This is a genomic window from Parvibaculum sp., from assembly GCF_039680535.1.
GTDB lineage: Bacteria > Pseudomonadota > Alphaproteobacteria > Parvibaculales > Parvibaculaceae > Parvibaculum.
Window position 1 is genome coordinate 1 of record NZ_JBDKSS010000028.1, and the last position, 18,903, is coordinate 18,903.

The window sequence follows — 18,903 nt, forward strand, 5'->3', positions numbered from 1 at the left end:
GTTCGGCCTTGAACTGGGCCGCTTCCTCAAGCGCGTAAGCCACGCGGAACAAAGTTTCTTCGTCGAACGTCTTGCCGATGAGCTGAAGCCCGAGCGGCAGACCGTCGCTCGAAAGCCCCGCCGGCACAGAGATGCCGGGAAGCCCCGCCAGGTTCACGGTCACCGTGAACACGTCGTTCAGATACATGGACAGCGGATCGGACGTCTTCTCGCCGATGCCGAAGGCCGCCGAGGGCGCCGTCGGCGTCAGCAGCACGTCGCACTTCGCATAGGCTTCCGTGAAGTCGCGCGCGATCAGCGTGCGCACCTGCTGCGCCTTCAGGTAGTAGGCGTCGTAATAGCCCGCCGAGAGAACATAGGTGCCGATCAGCACACGGCGGCGCACTTCCGCCCCGAAGCCCGCCGCGCGGGTCTTCTCGTACATGTCGGTGATGTCCTTGCCCGGAACGCGCAGGCCATAGCGGACGCCGTCATAGCGCGCGAGGTTCGACGAGCACTCGGCCGGCGCCACGATGTAATAGGTCGGCAGCGCATATTTTGTGTGAGGCAAGCTCACATCGACGATCTCCGCACCCGCCGCCTTCAGCCACTCGATGCCGCGCGTCCAGAGCGCGTCGATCTCGGCCGGCATGCCGTCGACGCGGTATTCCTTCGGAATGCCGACGCGAAGCCCCTTCAGGCTCTGGCCGAGCGATGCTTCGTAATCGGGCACCGGACGGTCAACGCTGGTCGAGTCCTTGTCGTCATAGCCCGCCATCGAGCGCAGCATGATCGCCGCGTCGCGTACGTCGCGGGCGATCGGGCCCGCCTGATCGAGCGACGAGGCGAAGGCGACGATGCCCCAGCGCGAGCAGCGGCCATAGGTCGGCTTGATGCCGACCGTGCCGGTGAAGGCGGCGGGCTGACGGATCGAACCGCCCGTGTCGGTCGCAGTCGCCGCAAGGCAGAGCTTCGCCGCCACCGCTGCCGACGAACCGCCCGACGAGCCGCCCGGAACGATCTTCGTCTCGTCGCCGTTGCGTCGCCACGGGTTCACCACCGGGCCGTAGAAGCTCGTCTCGTTGGACGAGCCCATGGCGAACTCGTCATTGTTGAGCTTGCCCAGCATCACCGCGCCGTCGTGCCAGAGGTTCTGCGTCACCTGCGACTCGTAGGGCGGCTTGAAGCCGTCGAGGATGTGGCTGCAGGCCGTCGTTAGCACGCCCTTCGTCGCGAAGAGGTCCTTGATGCCGAGCGGCAGGCCTTCGAGCGCGCCGCCCTGGCCCTTGCCGAGCTTGAGGTCGGAGGCCTTCGCCATTTCGCGCGCCTGATCGGCCGTCACGGTCACATAGGTGTTGAGCGGCGTCGCCGCCTCGATGGCGCCGAGATAGGCGTCGGTGAGTTCAAGCGAGGTGAACTCTTTCTTCTTCAGCGCGTCGCGCGCGCCGGCCAGCGTCAGCTTGGTCAGATCGGTCATGATTTACTCCACCACCCTCGGCACGACATAGAAGCCGTCTTCGGAACCCGGCGCGTTCTCCGTGACTTCCTTCTGGAGGTTGCCCGAGGTCACCACGTCGTCGCGCATCTTCATGGTCACGGCGACGGCGCTCGTCATCGGCTCGACACCTTTGGTGTCGACCTCGCCCAGTTGCTCCACCCAGTCGAGGATGGAGTTGAGTTCGCCTGCGAGAGCCGAAAGCTCATCGTCCCGGACTGCGATCCGCGCAAGCCGGGCAATGTGCCGGACCGTGTTCTGATCGACCGACATAAGCCTGCCTTTGGTTATGGTTCGGAGATGGGCGGCCCGTTCCGGGCACCCTTGGCTGCCGACCCCGTATTGGAGAGGATTCGATGGGGCAACATAACAAAGCCGGTGCGTCAGGGGCAACGCCGCCGCCACTCTATATATGGAGATATGGGGAGGTTTATGGGGATATCATTGCGCAGTTTCGCTTCGCCCCCTATGTTGCTGAGAAATAAGCGATTTTTTCGGATGGGCAACCCTTGAGCGACAACCTGAAGACCCTTGGCGAACTCAAATCGGCCCTGAAGCGCGGCGAAAGGCTGATGGGCGTCGATCTGGGTTCCAAAACCATCGGCCTCGCCCTCTCCGACCTGTCGTTCACGGTGGCGACGCCGCTCGAAACGATCAGGCGCGTGAAGTTCACGGCGGACGCCAACCGCATGCTCGAACTCATCGCCCAGCATGGCATCGGCGGTCTCGTCATCGGCCTTCCCCTCAACATGGACGGTTCGGAGGGCCCCTCCGCCCAGTCCGCCCGCGCCTTCATCCGCAATTTTGCAAAGCTCTCGCCCCTGCCGCTTGCCTTCTGGGATGAGCGGCTTTCCACCGCCGCCGTCACGCGAACATTGCTCGAAGCCGATACGAGCCGGGCGCGCCGCGCGGAGGTTGTCGACAAGATGGCGGCTGCCTACATCCTGCAGGGGGCGCTGGAGCGGATGCGGAATTTGTAGACGCACATTCGGTCAGCCTGAACTGTCACCCCGGGCTTGTCCCGGGGTCCAGGGGCGGCTCGCTCAGCGTACGTGGCCCTGGATCCCGGCATAAAGCCGGGATGACAACACAAGTGGATGGGGGGGACAGATTGACCGACGCCGACAAGAAGCTTCCGCGCGAGCAGCGCATGCTGCTCCTCCTCGTCGGCAGTTCCCTCTTCATCAACAATTACGACCTCGGCATCTTCGCCCTCGCGCTCCCGCAGATTCAGGCGTCGCTTCAAATTCCCGAGGAGAGCCTCGGCCTCTATACCGGCATCATCCGCTTCGGCGTGTTGCTCGCCTTCCCGCTCGCCTTCATGGCCGACGTCATCGGCCGCCGGAAACTGCTCCTCCTCACCGTCATCGGCATGACGCTCTCGACGGTGCTGAGCGCCTTCGCCCAGAGCGCGCCGCAATATCTCGTGCTGCAGACCTTCGCCCGCTGCTTCTCCTATGCCGAGGAAATGATCTGTTATGTGATCATCGCGGAAGAGGTCGCGCCGCATCTGCGCGGCTGGGCGCTCGCCCGGCTCGCCGCCCTCGGCACACTCGGCTACGGGCTTTCATCGCTGCTCTACGGCCAGATCGGTGCGCTGCCACATGGCTGGCGCGACTTCTACCTCATTGGCGGGCTCGGTCTCATCGTCATCATGCTGGCGCGTCGGAGCCTCAAGGAGACGGCGCGCTTTGCCGAACTCAAGGCATCGCGCGGCCCGACACAGAGCCTCCGCGACCACCTGAAGCCCATCGTTTCCCTCGCCCGCGCCTATCCCGGCCGTTTCGTCGCGCTGGTCGGCACCACCGCGCCCTATTCCTTCGGCATCGCCGCCGCCTTCGCTTTCATCTCGAAGTTCCTGCAGGAAACCCATGGCTTCTCGCCCGCCCAGGTCGGCTATCTGCAATTCTTCGGCGGCGCGCTCTCGATCCTCGGCTTCTTCGCCGCCGGCCGCGTCGGCGATTTCGCAGGCCGCCGCCTCGTTCTCGGCATCTGCATTCCGCTGGTCGTCGGCCTCTTCCTCGCCTTCTATCTCACCGGCAATCCCACGCTTCTCGTCGCCAGCTGGATCGGCTGCCTCTTCTTCTATTTCGCATCCGAGGTCACGCTCTCGGCAATGGGCAGCGAACTGTTCCCGACCTCCTATCGCTCCACCTCATCGGCCGCGCGCGGCGTCATCAACACCGTCTCCGGCATTGCAGGCCTCGCCGCCGAAAGCGCCCTCTACGCCGTGGTCGGATCGCATGCCCTCTCGGTCATCATCCTTCTCGGGCTTGCGCCGCTCGCCATCATCCCGGTCATCTTCTTCCTGCCGGAAACCGCGCGCCGGTCCCTCGACGAGATTTCTCCCGAGGTCGAACTGGACGTCGAAACCGCGCCGACGCCGTTCCCCTGAAGTTGGCCGCAAATACCTTGAGCGAAGTGTAAAATCGGCTAGAAGTGTGAGGCTCCGCTACACGCCCGGAAGAACAAGGCGGAGTGAGGAAACGCTCCCGTCATGCTCGCCATCCTGAATTCGCTCGTCCCCATCTTCCTCGTCATCGCGCTCGGCTTCACGATCCGGCGCAAGGGCTTTCCCGGCGAGGAGATATGGCTGCCTCTCGACCAGCTTAACTATTATGTGCTGTTCCCGGCGCTGTTGCTGGGCACGCTGGCGACCGCCGACCTGCGCAGCTTCGACATCTGGCCCATGGCTTTCGCGCTCGCCTGCGGCATGTTTGCGATGGTCGGCGTGCTGATGCTCTCCAAGCACTTCCTGCCGGTCTCCGGCCCCGAATTTTCGAGCATGTTCCAGGCCGCCGCCCGCTGGAACAGCTTCGTCGCGCTGGCCTCCATCGCTTCGCTCTATGGCAAGCAGGGCGTCACCATGGCCGCCGTCTCCGTTGCCGTTCTGGTGCCGCTGGCGAACATCCTCTCGGTCACGGTGCTGACGCGCTACGCCCTCAACCGCCGCGCAACCCCGGTCGAACTCGGCAAGCTGCTCGCGAAAAATCCGCTCATCCTCGCCTGCGCCGCCGGCATCTTCCTCAACGCGACGGGCATCGGCCTGCCCGGCCCCCTCGCCGTCACCGCGAAGATCATCGGCGAAGCCTCCCTCACCCTCGGCCTCATCGCCGTCGGCGCCGGGCTCCGCGTCGGCCATGTCTTCGAAGCGAAATGGATCGTCCTCTATACAAGCGCGCTGAAGCTTGTCCTCATGCCCGTCATGATGATGGGCTTCTGCTTCCTCTTCGGCGTCACCGGCCTTCCGCGCCTCGTCATCCTCATCTGCGCCGCCGTCCCCGGAGCAACGTCGTCCTACGTCCTCGCCCGCCAGCTCGGCGGCCATATGGAACTGATGTCGAGCCTCATCACCGGCGGCACGGTGCTGGCCGTCGCAACGATGCCGCTGATGCTGTGGGTGTTCGGCTAACTCCGGCCTGTCAGCGCCAGAAATAGACAACCGCCGCCATCGCCACCAATGCAAGCGCCATGGCCCGCTCGGTCTGCCACGAGGCAGGCGCGATCTTCTGCGCCAGCACGACGATAGCGAGCCCGCCGATCATCAACGGGTTCATCACACCACCAACGAAAAGAAGCGCCATCAGCGCGGCGCAGCAGCCGATGCAGAACAGGCCGTGCTCCGCGCCGGTCCGCAGCGTTCCGAGCCGATGCGGATGGCGATGGTCGGCGAGAAATTGCGCAGGCGACCTGCACCCGTCGAGACAGGCCGCCTTCAGCGGCGAGATCTCGAACAGCGCCGCGACAACCAACAGCGCCGCCTGAGCGCCGCGAGATTGCAGCCGCATATCGTCGTTGAGCCAGGCTTGCCCGGAAAAGAACGCTTGCAGGAAGGCGGCAGCAAGGCTGAACCCCACCCAGACGAGCACATATCCTGCCGCAAAAAGCAGGATCTCGTTCGCCGGATTTTTCGCCGGATAGCTGACGCGTTGCAGCCGCGCGAAGAGCAGCAACATCGGCGACGCGCTCGGCAGCATCATGCCGACCATCATCGCGATCCACATGGGCGCGAGCCATAGAAACGAAGCCCGGTCGAAACCCATGGGCATCGCCATGTCCGGCATGCCGTCCATCGCGGGCATGGACGGGCCGTAGACGAGATAGGCCATGCAGAGAGCAACGACGGCGCCAATGCTCGTCGCGACGACCAGACGGTCCTGCCGCAGCAGACGCTCGACCAGCGCCGCCTCTGTGGCCGCCAGCCGAAAGGATGCCCTCTCACTATCCGTCATTGTCAGGCCGCGGAAAGGTCAGCGAACGGGTCCGTTGCCGGTCCAGTGAACATCCGCCAGATGGCCGTGGCCCGCTGCCCAGTCGAGCGCGATGGCGGCGCCCGATGCGGTCTTCGTTGCGCTGCTGACGAAGTCGGCTTCGGTATATTCAAAGCCTTGCGGCAGCGTCACGCGCGCGCGATGCGGTTCGCCGGTAACCGGATTCCTGATCGGCCCGTTCTTGACCGCGACGATATCGGGCACGCTGAACGAGCCGCTCATTTTCGCGCGGTCGACCCTGAACTCGATCGGCAGGAAGATCGGATCGTGCATTTTCGCAAGCGTCGCCGCGAAGACATTGAAGATCGTCGCACCGGGCTCCGTCTCTGCGCCGCTCATGATCGTCAGAAGCGCCGCCCGCTGCACCTCGCTCGCCCGCGCGTCTATGAAGGGTTGAGCTTCGCCATTGCCTTCGTGAATGGCCTTGGGCCAGGCGAAAAGCCCGCCGAACCTGAGTCCGTCGAGCTTCGTCCCGCCAAAATGTCCGCGCTCGATCTCAACCGCTGTGGACGCCCGGCAATTGCCATGCGTGGGCAAGGCATTGAACTGGCAAGGACAACCCCAGTCGCAATTGCAGGCCGAGATTTCGACGCCTTTGACACTCCAGTCTATGTTTGGCATCTGCGCGCTCCATAAGTGATCCGACACATAGGCAGCTGCTACGCACGCAAGGCGCAATTTTAAACCGTTGCGCCCCCGGCGCCACGCCGACTTGAGCTGGAGGCGGCGAAGCTTTTCAGCGGGCGCACACAGGCTGCACTTCGATACTGAGTTCGTCATGCCGGACTTGATCCGGCATCCATCTTCCTTCCACCACGCCGCAAAGATGAACCCCGGCTCAAGGCCAGGGTGACGGATCGTTTCTGGGGAGGCGTCCGACAACGCTGCCCGACACGCCGCCCGAGTGGCTATCGAGCGTCACGCTGCGAACCCCAATGTCTCGTTCCGATCACCGCTCCGATCCGACGGGCACTTCGATACTGAGGTTGTCATGCCGGACTTGATCCGGCATCCATCTTCCTTCCGCCGCGCCGCAAAGATGGACCCCGGCTCAAGGCCGGGGTGACGGATCGCTTGAGGGGGGGGCGTCCGGCAACGCTCACCGTTCCACCCGCGCCCGCTCCAATATCGCCCGCTGATCGACGCCCACCGGCAGCGTTCCGTAAATATCGCCCCAGTCGCGCCCCAACCGTGTCGTGCAATAGGCGTCCGAAACAAATTCCGGCGACGACTTCAGCAGGATCGAACCCGCCGCCAGTTTCGCCATCATCTCGACAATCTGACGCGAGCGACCTTCGAGGCCCGCAAGATCGGCAAAGCCATCCTTCAGCGCATCGAGCGCCGCGTCATAGGCGCGATGCCGCCCCCGCGCCGTCTCGAGTTCCGTGATAACGATATCGAGCGCGTTGGGTTCGCGCGACAGCGCCCTGAGCACGTCAAGGCACATGACGTTGCCCGAACCTTCCCAGATCGCGTTGACCGGCATCTCGCGATAGATGCGGCCCATGATCCCTTCCTCGACATAGCCGTTGCCGCCGAGGCACTCCATCGCCTCATAGGCGAGGTTCGGCGCGCGCTTGCAGACCCAGTATTTGGCCACTGGCGTCATGATGCGGCGGAAGGCGGCTTCCCTCTCGTCCTCGTCCGAACGATCGAACGAACGCGCGACGCGGAAGGAAAGTGCCGTCGCCGCTTCCGTTTCGAGCGCCAGATCGGCCAGCACATTCGCCATCAAGGGCTGGTCGATCAGCTTCTTCTGGAACACCGTGCGATAGGAACAGTGATGAACGGCCTGCGCCACAGCCGCCCGCATCATGCCCGCCGTCGCCACCGCGCAATCGAGCCGCGTATAGGTCGCCATCTCGATGATGTTGCGAACGCCCCGCCCCTCCTCGCCGATAAGCCATGCGCTCGCCGCCTGAAACTCCACTTCCGACGAAGCGTTGGAGCGGTTGCCGACCTTTTCCTTCAACCTCTGTATACGGATCGGATTGACCTCGCCATCCGGCGTGAAGCGCGGCATGAGGAAGCACGAGAGTCCGCCCGGCGCCTGCGCGAGCACGAGAAACGCGTCGCACATCGGCGCGGAGAAAAACCATTTGTGGCCCGTGATGCGATATTCCGCGCCTGGCCCGCCCTTGCCCACTGGCTCGGCCACGGTCGTGTTCGCGCGTACATCCGTACCCCCCTGCTTCTCCGTCATTCCCATGCCGAAGGTGACGCCTGTCTTCTCCTTCGCCGGAATGAAGCGCGGGTCATATTTCCGCGACAGAATGCGGGGCACCCATTCCTTGGCGAGGTCGTGCTGGAAGAGCAGCGCCGGCACCGCCGCATTGGTCATGGTGATCGGACAGCCATGCCCCGCCTCGATCTGCGTCATCATGTAGGTGCCCGCGAGCCGCGCCACGACCGCGCCGGGCCTCGGCTTCCCGCCCGTCAGCAGATGGTCCCAGGGCGAGCCCTGAAGCCCCTGTTCGACCGAAAGCGCCATGAGCTGATGATAGGAGGGGTGGAACTCCACCCGGTCGGTGCGATGGCCGAAACGGTCGAAGCTCTTCAGAACCGGCAGATAGGTGTTCGCCTGCCGTCCGAGGTCGATGACCTCAGCCGTTCCGAGCTTCGCGCCGAAACTCTCGAGCGAGGTCCGGGCGTCTCCCGCGCCCTCCCGCTCGACCGTTTCGCCGAGCACGCGATCCGAGGTAAAGAGGTTGTAGTCCTCCAGCGCGGGGGGCTGATTGAAGACCTCATGCGTGGCAAAAGCGCGGGGGCCGGTCATACGCATTCCTCCATTTCCGATCGGCCCAAAGCCTAGCATGGCCGCCGAAAACGGGGATAACTCCGTTGCCGCACCCCCTGGATACTTGCCGCATTCCGGAATCGGCCCTATACAATGCGGCTTTAATGACCAGCGCGGAAAAACAGCTCCCCCCGATCTTTCCACACCGGCACCTGCTGGGGATCGAAGGGCTTTCTGCTGCCGACATTACGGCCCTTCTCGACCTCGCCGACACTTACGTCGAGCAGAACCGTCAGGTCGACAAGAAGGGCTCGGTCCTTCGCGGTCGCACACAAATCAATCTCTTCTTCGAAGCCTCGACGCGCACGCAAAGCTCCTTCGAGCTGGCGGGTAAGCGTCTCGGTGCCGATGTGATGAACATGTCGGTCAGCTCGTCCTCGGTCAAAAAGGGCGAAACGCTGATCGACACCGCGGTCACGCTCAACGCGATGCACCCGGACCTCATCATCATCCGCCATGCCTCTTCCGGCGCGGTTGAACTTCTTTCGCAGAAAGTCTCCTGCTCGGTCGTAAATGCGGGCGACGGCGCCCATGAGCATCCGACGCAGGCGCTTCTCGACGCGCTCACCATCCGCCGCCGCAAGGGCCGCATCGAGGGCCTCACCGTCGCGATCTGTGGCGACATTCTGCATAGCCGCGTCGCGCGGTCGAACATCCTGCTTCTCGGTGCCATGGGTGCCCGCGTCCGTGTCATCGCGCCGCCGACGCTCCTGCCCAGGGGCATCGACCGTTTCGGGGTCGAGGTGTTCCACGACATGCGAAAAGGCCTCGAAGGCTGCGACATCGTAATGATGCTGCGCCTCCAGCTCGAACGCATGTCGGGCTCCTACGTGCCGTCGCAGCGCGAGTATTTCCATTATTTCGGCCTCGACTACGAAAAGCTCGGCCATGCGAAGCCCGACGCGCTCATCATGCATCCCGGTCCGATGAATCGCGGCGTCGAGATCGACAGCGCCGTCGCCGACGACATCAACCGCAGCGTCATCCGCGAGCAGGTCGAGATGGGCGTCGCGGTCCGCATGGCGGTTCTCGACGCGCTTGCCCGCAACCTGCCGAACGAGTTGCGCCTATGAGCCGCACAGCCTTCATCAATGCGCGGCTGGTCGATCCAGCCTCCGGCCTCGACGAACGGGGAAACCTGCTCGTCGCCGATGGCAAGATCGCGGACCTCGGCCCCAATCTCTTCAGTGACGGCATTCCCGACGACGCGGAAATCGTCGACTGCCGCGGGCATATTCTCTCTCCCGGCCTCATAGACTGCCGCGTCTTCACCGGCGAGCCCGGCGCCGAACATCGCGAGACGCTTCGCACGGCAAGCCTTGCCGCCGCCGCAGGTGGCGTTACCACGCTCATCGTCATGCCGAACACGCATCCGGTAATCGACGATGTGGCGCTGGTCGATTTTATCGAGCGCCGCGCCCGCGACACCGGCATCGTGCATATCCATCCGATGGCAGCCCTCACCAAGGGCCTGGCCGGCGCGGAGATGACCGAGATCGGCCTCCTCAAGGAAGCTGGCGCCGTCGCCTTCACCGATGGCGACCATGCCGTGGCGAACGCGCAGGTTATGCGCCGTGCCATGTCCTATGCCGGACATTTCGGCGCACTCATCGTGCAGCATGCCGAAGTGCCGGAACTCGCCACCGGCGTGATGAACGACAGCGAGCTTGCAAGCCGCCTCGGCCTTTCCGGCATCCCTGCCATTGCCGAGACCATCATGATCGAGCGCGATCTGCGCCTGCTCGAAACGACCGGCGGGCGCTATCACGTCGCGCAGATTTCCTGCGCCGCCTCGGTCGAGATCATCCGCCGCGCGCGTAGCAACGGCCTCAAGGTTACCTGCGGTGTCTCCGCCGCCCATCTCGCGCTCAACGAGAACGACATTCGCGGCTACCGCACTTTCTTCAAGGTCTCGCCGCCGCTCCGTTCGGAGGAGGACCGAAAGGCGCTCGTCGCCGGTCTTGCCGACGGCACGATCGACGTCATCGTTTCGGGCCACAACCCGCAGGACGCGGACGCGAAGCGCCATCCCTTCGCGGAAGCCGCCTTCGGCGCCATCGGCCTCGAAACGCTTCTGCCTGCGAGCCTCGCCCTCGTCCATAGTGGCGATGTGCCGCTCACCCGCCTTCTCGGCGCGCTGACCTTCGCGCCCGCCGATCTTCTCGGCCTTCAGACCGGGCGCCTCGCCGCCGGTCTTCCCGCCGATCTCGTCCTCATCGACATGGGAATGCCCTGGGTCGTCGAAGCCGCCAAGCTGCGCTCGACATCCAAGAACACGCCTTTCGAGGATCGCCGCGTTCAGGGCCGCGCGCTGCGCACCATGGTCGGCGGACGCACGGTCCATGTTCACGGGGACGGGGGACACTAATCATGCTCGACGTATTGAATACCAGCGCGCCATGGGTTCTCGCGGCGCTTGCCATCGGCTACCTGCTGGGCTCGATCCCTTTCGGATTGATCTTTACAAGGATGGCTGGCCTCGGCGATATCCGGGACATCGGCTCGGGCAATATCGGCGCGACCAATGCGCTGCGCACCGGCAATAAACTGGTCGCGGGCGGCACCTTCCTCTGCGACATGGCCAAGGGCGCCGTCGCGGTTCTGCTGGTGCGCCACTTCGCGCCGGAAGCCATCGCGCCGGCATTGTCGCTATTCGCGGGTGCAGGCGCCGTCGTCGGCCATCTCTTCCCCATCTGGCTGAAGTTCAAGGGTGGCAAGGGCTTCTCGACCTTCATCGGCATCAACCTCGCGCTTTACTGGCCTGTTGTCCTTCTCTTCGGCGCGACATGGCTGCTGATCGCCGTCATTTCCCGCTATTCGTCGCTCGCCACCCTCGTCGCGACAGCGCTCACGCCCGTCTATCTTTTTCTCCTCGGGCAAAACTCCATCCTTCCCCTGAGCATTTTTCTGGTTATCCTGATCTTCGTTGCCCATCGCGGCAATATCGGTCGGTTGCTTTCGGGCACCGAGTCCCGCATCGGTTCCAAGAATTCCTGAGGCTAGCCTGCATGAGCGCTCCGCTCTCCGCGGCGGAACGCCTGGCGAGGTTGCGCCTTGCCCGTAGCGACACCGTCGGCCCTGTTACATTCCGCGACCTGCTCCAGCATTTTCCGAATGCCGTCGAGGCGCTCGATGCATTGCCTTCACTGGCCGCACGCGGAGGCAGAAAGACTGCGCTGCGTATTCCGAGCCGCGCCGAAGCCGAACGCGAAATCGCCGCGACGGAAAAGCTCGGCGCTCGCCTGATCGTTTTCGGCGAGCCGGATTTTCCCCGCCGCCTCGCCGCCGTGGATCCTGCCCCGCCGGTCATCTCCGTCCTCGGCTCGCTCCATCTTGCCGAACGCCCGGCCATCGCGCTCGTCGGCTCGCGCAATGCGTCCGCCGCTGGCGCGAAGCTCGCCGCCACCATCGCGCATGACCTCGGCCAGCGCGGTTACACCACGGTCTCCGGTCTCGCCCGTGGCATCGACGCCGCCGCGCACAAGGCATCGCTCAGCACCGGCACGATCGGCGTCGTCGCGGGCGGCCTCGATGTGGTCTATCCGGAAGAAAATCGCGCGCTGCAACTCGAGATCGCGGAATGCGGCGCATTGGTCAGCGAGATGCCGCCGGGCACACGACCTCAGGCGCGTCATTTCCCGCGTCGCAACAGGCTCATCTCGGGCCTCTCGCTCGGCGTCGTCGTGGTCGAAGCGGCGATGCGGTCCGGCTCACTCATCACGGCGCGCTTCGCGCTGGAGCAAGGCCGCGACGTATTCGCCGTGCCCGGCTCTCCGCTCGATCCGCGTGCGCGTGGCTCGAACAGCCTCATCAAGGATGGCGCGGCGCTGGTGGAATCAGCTGACGACATCGTCGCCGCGCTTGCTCAGGCGCCGATGCTTCCCTTCTCGGAGCCCGACTCCAGTCGATACGGCGCGGCCAGCGGCCCCACGCCGGAGCCCGATGGCGCTACTCGCAAGCTCGTCCTCTCGGCTCTCGGCCCGACGCCCGTACCTGTCGACGAAATCCTGCGCCAGACCGGCGCATCCCTGCCTGTGATCCGCATGATCCTGCTGGAGCTTGACCTCGCGGGCCGCCTGCATCGCGATCCGGGAGACCGCGTCAGCTTTCTGCCGGAAGACGGATTCTGAAAATCAGGACCGCAGCTTTCGCGACCCATCGGCCGCCGAGCGCCCCATGGTGAGAAGCCGCGCCTCCTCGATCGCCATGCCGATCAGATAGGCGAGAAACCGTTGCCTGCGGGAGGTTGCCAGCCGCCTCGCTCCAATCAGAATCTCGAAGAGATAAGCGGCGACATCCGCCTCCTCGACTTCGCCGGCTCCCGTTTCCGCGGCAGCCCCCACACCAGCCACCGGAGGAAGGCCTCTCTCCGCCCCGATGCCGCTGACCGCATTCCGCATCGCCTGCACTCCCCTATCCGACCATCCGGTCCAAATAAGCCCAATGGACCTATCCTTTTGGATTATACTAATTGGCAATCGAATAGAGAAATAGATATTTCTTATAGGTCCATATCTGGATCGATTTCCACACGACGGCGCCGCCCCATCGCTTGAATGTCTCATTTTCTGGCAGTTTTCTGCGGGATTTGACAGTACCTCACCTTTTCACCATGTTCTGCCTGCGGCCGATGGAGCCGGCGGCGGCGTCAATTCACGCCTTCTCATTTCATCGGTGACCAGGCGATCTGGCCCGTCCACGGCAATGGGGGACGGCCCCCATCCCCTGCGCGGTCGCGGAACTGGAGACGAGTGCGCCCGATGGACGTTGTTATTGTTGAGTCGCCGGCAAAGGCGAAAACCATCAACAAATATCTGGGCAAGGGCTTCAAGGTCCTCGCGTCATACGGGCATGTCCGCGACCTGCCCTCGAAGGACGGCTCGGTCCAGCCCGACGACGACTTCGCCATGGCCTGGGACGTCGACCCGAAGAGCCAGAAACGCCTCAATGACATTGCCGCCGCCGTGAAAGGCGCGGACAAGCTCATTCTCGCAACCGACCCTGATCGCGAAGGCGAAGCCATCTCGTGGCATGTCCTCGAAGTCCTCAATAAGAAGAAGGCGCTTCAGGGCGTCCATGTCGAGCGCGTGGTCTTCAACGCCATCACCAAGAATTCCGTCCTCGAGGCGATGAAACATCCACGCGGGCTCGATAAGGAGCTGATCGACGCCTATCTCGCGCGCCGCGCGCTCGACTATCTTGTCGGCTTCACGCTGTCGCCCGTGCTCTGGCGCAAGCTGCCGGGCGCGCGTTCGGCGGGCCGCGTGCAGTCCGTTGCCCTTCGTCTGATCTGCGACCGCGAGCTTGAGATCGAGGCGTTCCGCGCGCAGGAATACTGGACCATCGAAACAGATTTCCAGACCGGCTCGGGCTCGCCCTTCACCGCGCGTATCGTCAACCTCGACGGCAAGAAGCTCGAAAAGTTCGACATTCCGAACCAGGAAACCGCCGACGACATCGTGAAGCGCATCAAGGCGTCACGTTTCTCCGTGAAGTCGGTCGAGAGCAAGCCCGCCAAACGTAATCCCTACCCGCCTTTCACCACCTCGACGCTGCAGCAGGAAGCCTCGCGCAAGCTCGGCTTCTCCGCCAGCCGCACCATGCAGATCGCACAGCGCCTTTATGAAGGCGTCGAGATCGACGGCGAGACCGCCGGTCTCATCACCTATATGCGAACCGACGGCGTGCAGATCGCCGACGAAGCGATCGCCCAGGCGCGCACAGTCATCAACAATGAGTTCGGCGAGGCTTATCTTCCGTCCACGGCGCGCGTCTACAAGACCAAGGCGAAGAACGCGCAGGAAGCACACGAAGCCATTCGTCCGACCGATCTTTCGCGCCTGCCGAAACATGTTGTCCGCGCGCTCGACGAAGACCAGCGCCGCCTTTACGAACTTATCTGGAACCGCACCATCGCGAGCCAGATGGAGAGCGTGCAGCTCGAACGCACGACGATCGAAATCGAGGCCGACGAGCAGCAGATCGGCCTTCGCGCCACCGGCTCCGTCATCACCTTCGACGGCTTCCTGCGTCTCTATCAGGAAAGCCGCGACGAGGCCGAGGACGGCGAAGAAGGCGGCCGTCTGCCCAAGGTGTCGCGCGGCGACAAGCTCGGTCTCAAGGACGTGCGCGCCGATCAGCATTTCACCGAGCCGCCACCCCGTTTCACCGAAGCATCGCTCGTGAAGCGCATGGAAGAACTCGGCATCGGCCGTCCATCGACCTACGCCTCGACGCTGCAGACGCTGCGCGACCGCACTTATGTCCATATGGACAAGGGCCGCTTCGTGCCGGACGACAAGGGCCGCCTCGTCACCGCATTCCTGGAGAACTTCTTCAACCGCTACGTCGAATACGACTTCACGGCGGATCTCGAGGAGAAGCTCGACAAGGTGTCCGCTGGCGAGATGGACTGGAAGGAAGTGCTGCGCGACTTCTGGAAGGACTTCACCGCCGCCGTCGGCGACGCGATGGAACTTCGCATTACCGAAGTCCTCGACCGCCTGAACGATGTGCTCGGGCCGCATGTCTTCCCCGACAAGGGCGACGGCACGGACCCGCGCAAATGCCCGTCCTGCGCCGATGGACGCCTTTCGCTCAAGGTCGGCAAGTTCGGCGCGTTCGTCGGCTGCTCGAACTATCCCGAATGCCGCTTTACCCGCCAGCTCACCGTCGGCGCCGACGGCGAGGAAGGCGCGACGGGCGACCGCAATCTCGGCATCGATCCCGAGAGCGGCAAGCCCGTGCTCGTGAAGTCGGGCCGCTTCGGTCCCTATATCCAGCTCGGCGAAGCGGAAGAAGAAGGCGAGAAGCCGAAGCGTGCGGGCATTCCGCGCGGCACCTCGGCTGCGAACATCACGTTCGAGCGAGCGGTGGAGCTTCTCTCCCTTCCGCGCGAAGTCGGCATTCATCCCGAGACCGGACTGCCGATTACGGCAGGCCTTGGCCGCTTCGGTCCCTTCATCCTTCATGATGGCGTCTATGCCAATCTGAAGGAGCCGGAAGAAGTCTTCACCATCGGCATCAACCGCGCCGTCGACCTCCTCGCCGAAAAAGCCGCGAAGGCGGCAGAACGCGCGGGCAAGGCGCTGCGCGACGTGGGTGCCCATCCGGTGGACGGCAAGCCGATCCTCATCATGGAAGGCAAATACGGGCCTTACGTGAAGCACGGCCGCACCAATGCGACGCTTCCAAAGGATGCCGACGTGCAGGCCATGACGGTGGAAGAGATCGTCGCCCTGCTCGCGGAGAAATCCGGCAAGGGCGCCAAGAAGGCCCCGGCGAAAAAGGCCAAGGCTGAAGCGGAAGATAAGCCCGCGAAGAAGGCGGCGGCGAAGAAACCCGCTGCCAAAAAAGCCGCTCCGAAGAAAACTGCCGCGAAGAAGACCACGGCGAAAAAGCCCGCCGCCAAGGCGAAAGCAAAGCCGCGCGCCGCCAAATTGGCGGACTGAACCTGAATCGGCCTATCCTCCTCCTGCCGGCCCGCGCTGAAGGCTGCCTCCGTATTTTGTGGAGGCCGAGCCGCAGCGCGGCGGCGAGGAATATCGATCCCGGCAATCAAATCCGGGACGACATATCATTGCGGGCGAGTTCCATATGACTGACAGAACAAAGAAGCCCCTGAAAAAATCCGCGCCGAAGAAAGACGGACCGAAGAAGCGCGAGCGCTCGAACGGCCTACCCTCGCGCGAGCAGATCCTTGAATTCGTCTCCACCGCGACCGGCAATATCGGCAAGCGCGAGATCGCCCGCGCCTTCAACGTCAAGGGCGCGGATCGCATTCCGCTGAAGCAGATGCTGAAGGCGATGGCCGAAGAAGGCGTCCTCGTGAAGAGCGAGAAGCGCAAGCTTCATCGCGCTGGCGAGCTGCCCCCCGTCGCCGCCATCGAGATCACGCACACCGATCCCGACGGCGAACTCGTCGCGCGCCCCGTCGACTGGAAGGGCACGGACGCTCCGCCCTCGATTGTCGTCACGCCCCAGTCAAAGAAGCACCACGTCAAGGATCGCGAGGCCGAGCCGCCGGCGGGCGTCGGCGACCGTGTTCTGGCGCGCCTGACGCGCATGACCGAGGCCAACGAAATCTACGACTACGAAGCGCGCGTCGTGCGCCGCCTCGACAAGGGCGCGGAGCGCGTGCTCGGTCTCTTCCGCTCAGGTGCGGAAGGCGGAAGGCTCGTCCCCGTCGACAAGCGCGAGCGCAACGAATACGAGATCGCGCGCGATGATACCGGCAATGCGAGGGACGGCGATCTCGTTCTCGCCGAAACGGTGCCCGGCAAGCGCTACGGACTTCTCCGCGCCCGCGTACGCGAGGTCTTCGGCCGCAGCGACGATCCGAAGTCGATCAGCCTCATCGCCATTCATACGCATGGCATTCCCGACCGCTTCCCCGACAGCGTCATCAAGGAAGCGGAAGCGGCGGCGCCCGCGGGGCCCGATGGCCGTACCGATCTTCGCGATATTCCGCTCGTTACGATCGACCCGGAAGATGCGCGCGACCACGACGACGCCGTCTGGGCAGCGCTCGACCCCGATCCGAAGAACGAGGGCGGCTATGTCGCCATCGTCGCCATCGCCGACGTCGCCGCCTATGTGCGCCCCGGCTCGCCCATGGACCGCGAGGCGCGGAAGCGCGGCAACTCGACCTATTTCCCCGACCGCGTCGTGCCGATGCTGCCCGAGCGCATCTCGAACGATCTCTGCTCGCTGCGTGAAAAGGAAGAACGCGCCTGTCTCGCCGTGCGCATGGTCTTCGACAGCGAAGGCAACAAGCGCAGCCACGAGTTTGTGCGCGGCATCATGCGCTCGGCCGCCCGCCTCACCTATCGCCAGATGCAGCAAGCCATCGACGGCGCGCCCGACGACAAGACGGGACCGATCCTCGAAACCGTTCTGCGCCCACTATGGGACGCCTACAAGACGATCTCGCTCGCGCGCGAGAAGCGCGGACCGCTCGATCTCGATCTGCCGGAATACAAGGCGAAGCTCGACGAGCGCGGCCGCGTCGCCGCGATCAACATCGCTGCCAAATACGAGTCGATGAAGCTCATCGAGGAGTTCATGATCCTCGCCAATGTCTGCGCTGCCGAAACCGCCGAGCAGAAGCAGACGAAGCTCGTCTATCGCATTCACGACGTGCCTTCCCGCGAGAAGCTCGTGGCGCTTTCCGAGTTCCTGCAGACGCTCAATCTGAGCTTTCCCAAGGGACAGCTCGTCAAACCGGCGAACTTCAACCGCATCCTTGCCGAAGTGGACGGCACCGAATTCGACCAGATGGTTTCGACCGTCGTGCTTCGCTCGCAGTCGCAGGCGGTCTATTCGCCCGACAATATCGGCCATTTCGGCCTGAACCTCCGGCGCTATGCCCACTTCACCTCGCCCATCCGCCGCTACGCCGACCTCATCGTCCATCGCGCGCTCGTCTCGGCGCTGCGCTTCGGCAATGACGGGCAGAGCACGGAGGAAATGGGCGCGCTGGCTGAAATCGCCGAACACATCTCAGGCACGGAGCGGCGCTCCATGCTCGCCGAGCGCGACTCGACGGACCGCTTCATCGCCGCCTTCCTCGCCGACCGCATCGGCGCGGAATTTCCTGGCCGTATCTCCGGCGTCACGCGCTTCGGTCTCTTCGTGAAGCTGGAAGAAACCGGCGCCGACGGCCTCATTCCCATCGGCAATCTCGGTACGGAATTCTTCCATCACGACGAATCGGGGCACGCGCTGATCGGCGAACGCTCGGGCCTCACCTATCGCCTGGGTGAACAGGTCCGGGTTCGGCTTGCCGAAGCCGTTCCCGTCACCGGCGGTCTGCGCTTCGACATCGTCGAGGGCGGCTCGGAAGGAAAACCCGCCGGGCGTCATGGTTTTAAGCGAACCCCAGGCCGACCCGGCGTAAAGTCGAAAGCCGGTGGCAAACCCCGTGGCATGAAGCCGCGCGGCAAAGCAAAAACGGCGCGATCGAGCAAGAAACAGCCCGCCAAACATTGACGGAGATCAATACGCGTCAACCTGACGCATTCAATCTTTTCTAGAATGCGACAAATCTGCGGTAGCACTTTTGCCGTATCATAGGGTCAGGATGAGCGTCATTTTGGATATCGACCAGCCCACAATTTACGAGCCCACCCGGCTTGCGCCGCGCGCCTTCGGCCGCTCCCTCTGGCGCGGCTTCCTTGAGCGCTGTCCGAATTGCGGCAAGGGTCATATCTTCCGTGCGTTCCTCAAGGTGGCCGACGAGTGCCCGCATTGCGGCGAGGCGCTCCATCACCATCGTGCCGATGACGCGCCGCCCTACTTCACCATGCTGATCGTCGGCCACATCATCGTCCCGATCATTCTCGCGGTTGAGGTCGAATATG

Annotated in this window: 16 protein-coding genes; 10 read left to right on the top strand and 6 right to left on the bottom strand. The window is 63.9% G+C overall.

What is annotated here, in order from left to right; all coding sequences use genetic code 11:
• Together gatA and gatC are read right to left on the bottom strand one after the other, a co-directional pair.
• On the bottom strand, positions 1–1,456 hold a 1,456-nt coding region (gene gatA / locus ABFC66_RS16700), incomplete at its 3' end, for an Asp-tRNA(Asn)/Glu-tRNA(Gln) amidotransferase subunit GatA (protein ID WP_346742112.1).
• Between the two features lie 3 nt (positions 1,457–1,459).
• Positions 1,460–1,747, bottom strand: coding sequence for an Asp-tRNA(Asn)/Glu-tRNA(Gln) amidotransferase subunit GatC (gene gatC, locus ABFC66_RS16705; RefSeq protein WP_346742113.1), 288 nt, complete (start codon positions 1,745–1,747; stop codon positions 1,460–1,462).
• A 299-nt stretch (positions 1,748–2,046) separates the two neighbouring features.
• On the opposite strand from gatC, the gene ruvX reads away from it, so the two are divergent.
• The 3 genes from ruvX (at position 2,047) to ABFC66_RS16720 (ending at position 4,886) form a co-directional block, all read left to right on the top strand.
• Positions 2,047–2,454, top strand: a complete 408-nt coding sequence (gene ruvX, locus ABFC66_RS16710; RefSeq protein ID WP_346742126.1) for a Holliday junction resolvase RuvX — start codon at positions 2,047–2,049, stop codon at positions 2,452–2,454.
• A 131-nt stretch (positions 2,455–2,585) separates the two neighbouring features.
• Positions 2,586–3,869 (top strand): MFS transporter, encoded by a 1,284-nt coding sequence (locus ABFC66_RS16715; RefSeq protein ID WP_346742114.1) that lies wholly within the window; start codon positions 2,586–2,588, stop codon positions 3,867–3,869.
• 102 nt (positions 3,870–3,971) lie between these two features.
• Positions 3,972–4,886 (top strand): AEC family transporter, encoded by a 915-nt coding sequence (locus ABFC66_RS16720; protein ID WP_346742115.1) that lies wholly within the window; start codon positions 3,972–3,974, stop codon positions 4,884–4,886.
• Positions 4,887–4,896: 10 nt separating this feature from the next.
• Here ABFC66_RS16720 and ABFC66_RS16725 read toward each other — a convergent pair whose 3' ends face one another.
• From ABFC66_RS16725 to ABFC66_RS16735, 3 genes are all read right to left on the bottom strand, one after another.
• Positions 4,897–5,706, bottom strand: coding sequence for a DUF2182 domain-containing protein (locus ABFC66_RS16725; protein WP_346742116.1), 810 nt, complete (start codon positions 5,704–5,706; stop codon positions 4,897–4,899).
• A gap of 18 nt (positions 5,707–5,724) precedes the next feature.
• The gene (locus ABFC66_RS16730) at positions 5,725–6,366 is read right to left on the bottom strand and encodes a DUF1326 domain-containing protein (protein WP_346742117.1); all 642 of its coding nucleotides are present in this window, start codon (positions 6,364–6,366) and stop codon (positions 5,725–5,727) included.
• A 478-nt stretch (positions 6,367–6,844) separates the two neighbouring features.
• Positions 6,845–8,521 (bottom strand): isovaleryl-CoA dehydrogenase, encoded by a 1,677-nt coding sequence (locus ABFC66_RS16735; protein ID WP_346742127.1) that lies wholly within the window; start codon positions 8,519–8,521, stop codon positions 6,845–6,847.
• Between the two features lie 125 nt (positions 8,522–8,646).
• Here ABFC66_RS16735 and ABFC66_RS16740 point away from each other — a divergent pair, with 125 nt between their 5' ends.
• From ABFC66_RS16740 to dprA, 4 genes are read left to right on the top strand one after another with little or no spacing between them, the layout of a single operon-like run.
• Complete coding sequence (locus tag ABFC66_RS16740; protein ID WP_346742118.1) at positions 8,647–9,615, top strand: aspartate carbamoyltransferase catalytic subunit; 969 nt, start codon at positions 8,647–8,649, stop codon at positions 9,613–9,615.
• Positions 9,612–10,910, top strand: a complete 1,299-nt coding sequence (locus ABFC66_RS16745) for a dihydroorotase (RefSeq protein WP_346742119.1) — start codon at positions 9,612–9,614, stop codon at positions 10,908–10,910. The genes ABFC66_RS16740 and ABFC66_RS16745 overlap by 4 nt, the downstream gene beginning before the upstream one ends.
• A 2-nt stretch (positions 10,911–10,912) precedes the next feature.
• Positions 10,913–11,539, top strand: a complete 627-nt coding sequence (gene plsY, locus ABFC66_RS16750) for a glycerol-3-phosphate 1-O-acyltransferase PlsY (protein ID WP_346742120.1) — start codon at positions 10,913–10,915, stop codon at positions 11,537–11,539.
• 11 nt (positions 11,540–11,550) lie between these two features.
• A complete protein-coding gene (dprA, locus tag ABFC66_RS16755) occupies positions 11,551–12,672 on the top strand; it encodes a DNA-processing protein DprA (protein WP_346742121.1) in 1,122 nt (373 codons plus the stop codon).
• A 3-nt stretch (positions 12,673–12,675) separates the two neighbouring features.
• On the opposite strand, the gene ABFC66_RS16760 is transcribed toward dprA, so the two are convergent.
• Positions 12,676–12,942 carry a hypothetical protein gene (locus ABFC66_RS16760; protein ID WP_346742122.1) on the bottom strand — a complete coding sequence of 89 codons (267 nt, stop codon included), beginning with the start codon at positions 12,940–12,942 and terminating at the stop codon, positions 12,676–12,678.
• 360 nt (positions 12,943–13,302) lie between these two features.
• Here ABFC66_RS16760 and topA point away from each other — a divergent pair, with 360 nt between their 5' ends.
• The 3 genes from topA to ABFC66_RS16775 all read left to right on the top strand — a co-directional run.
• Positions 13,303–15,993, top strand: a complete 2,691-nt coding sequence (gene topA, locus ABFC66_RS16765) for a type I DNA topoisomerase (protein ID WP_346742123.1) — start codon at positions 13,303–13,305, stop codon at positions 15,991–15,993.
• 145 nt (positions 15,994–16,138) lie between these two features.
• Positions 16,139–18,532: a ribonuclease R gene (rnr, locus tag ABFC66_RS16770; RefSeq protein WP_346742124.1), complete on the top strand. Its 2,394-nt coding sequence runs from the start codon at positions 16,139–16,141 to the stop codon at positions 18,530–18,532.
• Positions 18,533–18,623: 91 nt separating this feature from the next.
• The coding region (locus tag ABFC66_RS16775) for a DUF983 domain-containing protein (RefSeq protein WP_346742125.1) at positions 18,624–18,903 on the top strand (280 nt) is incomplete at its 3' end.

What these genes read in the sequence shown, in the direction of transcription:
- dprA (WP_346742121.1), top strand. Translation starts at nt 11,551, where the DNA reads ATGAGCGCTCCGCTCTCCGCGGCGGAACGCCTGGCGAGGTTGCGCCTT.
- ruvX (WP_346742126.1), top strand. Translation starts at nt 2,047, where the DNA reads ATGGGCGTCGATCTGGGTTCCAAAACCATCGGCCTCGCCCTCTCCGAC.
- topA (WP_346742123.1), top strand. Translation starts at nt 13,303, where the DNA reads ATGGACGTTGTTATTGTTGAGTCGCCGGCAAAGGCGAAAACCATCAAC.
- ABFC66_RS16760 (WP_346742122.1), bottom strand. Translation starts at nt 12,942, where the DNA reads ATGCGGAATGCGGTCAGCGGCATCGGGGCGGAGAGAGGCCTTCCTCCG.
- ABFC66_RS16735 (WP_346742127.1), bottom strand. Translation starts at nt 8,521, where the DNA reads ATGACCGGCCCCCGCGCTTTTGCCACGCATGAGGTCTTCAATCAGCCC.
- ABFC66_RS16725 (WP_346742116.1), bottom strand. Translation starts at nt 5,706, where the DNA reads ATGACGGATAGTGAGAGGGCATCCTTTCGGCTGGCGGCCACAGAGGCG.
- gatC (WP_346742113.1), bottom strand. Translation starts at nt 1,747, where the DNA reads ATGTCGGTCGATCAGAACACGGTCCGGCACATTGCCCGGCTTGCGCGG.
- ABFC66_RS16730 (WP_346742117.1), bottom strand. Translation starts at nt 6,366, where the DNA reads ATGCCAAACATAGACTGGAGTGTCAAAGGCGTCGAAATCTCGGCCTGC.
- ABFC66_RS16720 (WP_346742115.1), top strand. Translation starts at nt 3,972, where the DNA reads ATGCTCGCCATCCTGAATTCGCTCGTCCCCATCTTCCTCGTCATCGCG.
- ABFC66_RS16745 (WP_346742119.1), top strand. Translation starts at nt 9,612, where the DNA reads ATGAGCCGCACAGCCTTCATCAATGCGCGGCTGGTCGATCCAGCCTCC.
- plsY (WP_346742120.1), top strand. Translation starts at nt 10,913, where the DNA reads ATGCTCGACGTATTGAATACCAGCGCGCCATGGGTTCTCGCGGCGCTT.
- rnr (WP_346742124.1), top strand. Translation starts at nt 16,139, where the DNA reads ATGACTGACAGAACAAAGAAGCCCCTGAAAAAATCCGCGCCGAAGAAA.
- ABFC66_RS16740 (WP_346742118.1), top strand. Translation starts at nt 8,647, where the DNA reads ATGACCAGCGCGGAAAAACAGCTCCCCCCGATCTTTCCACACCGGCAC.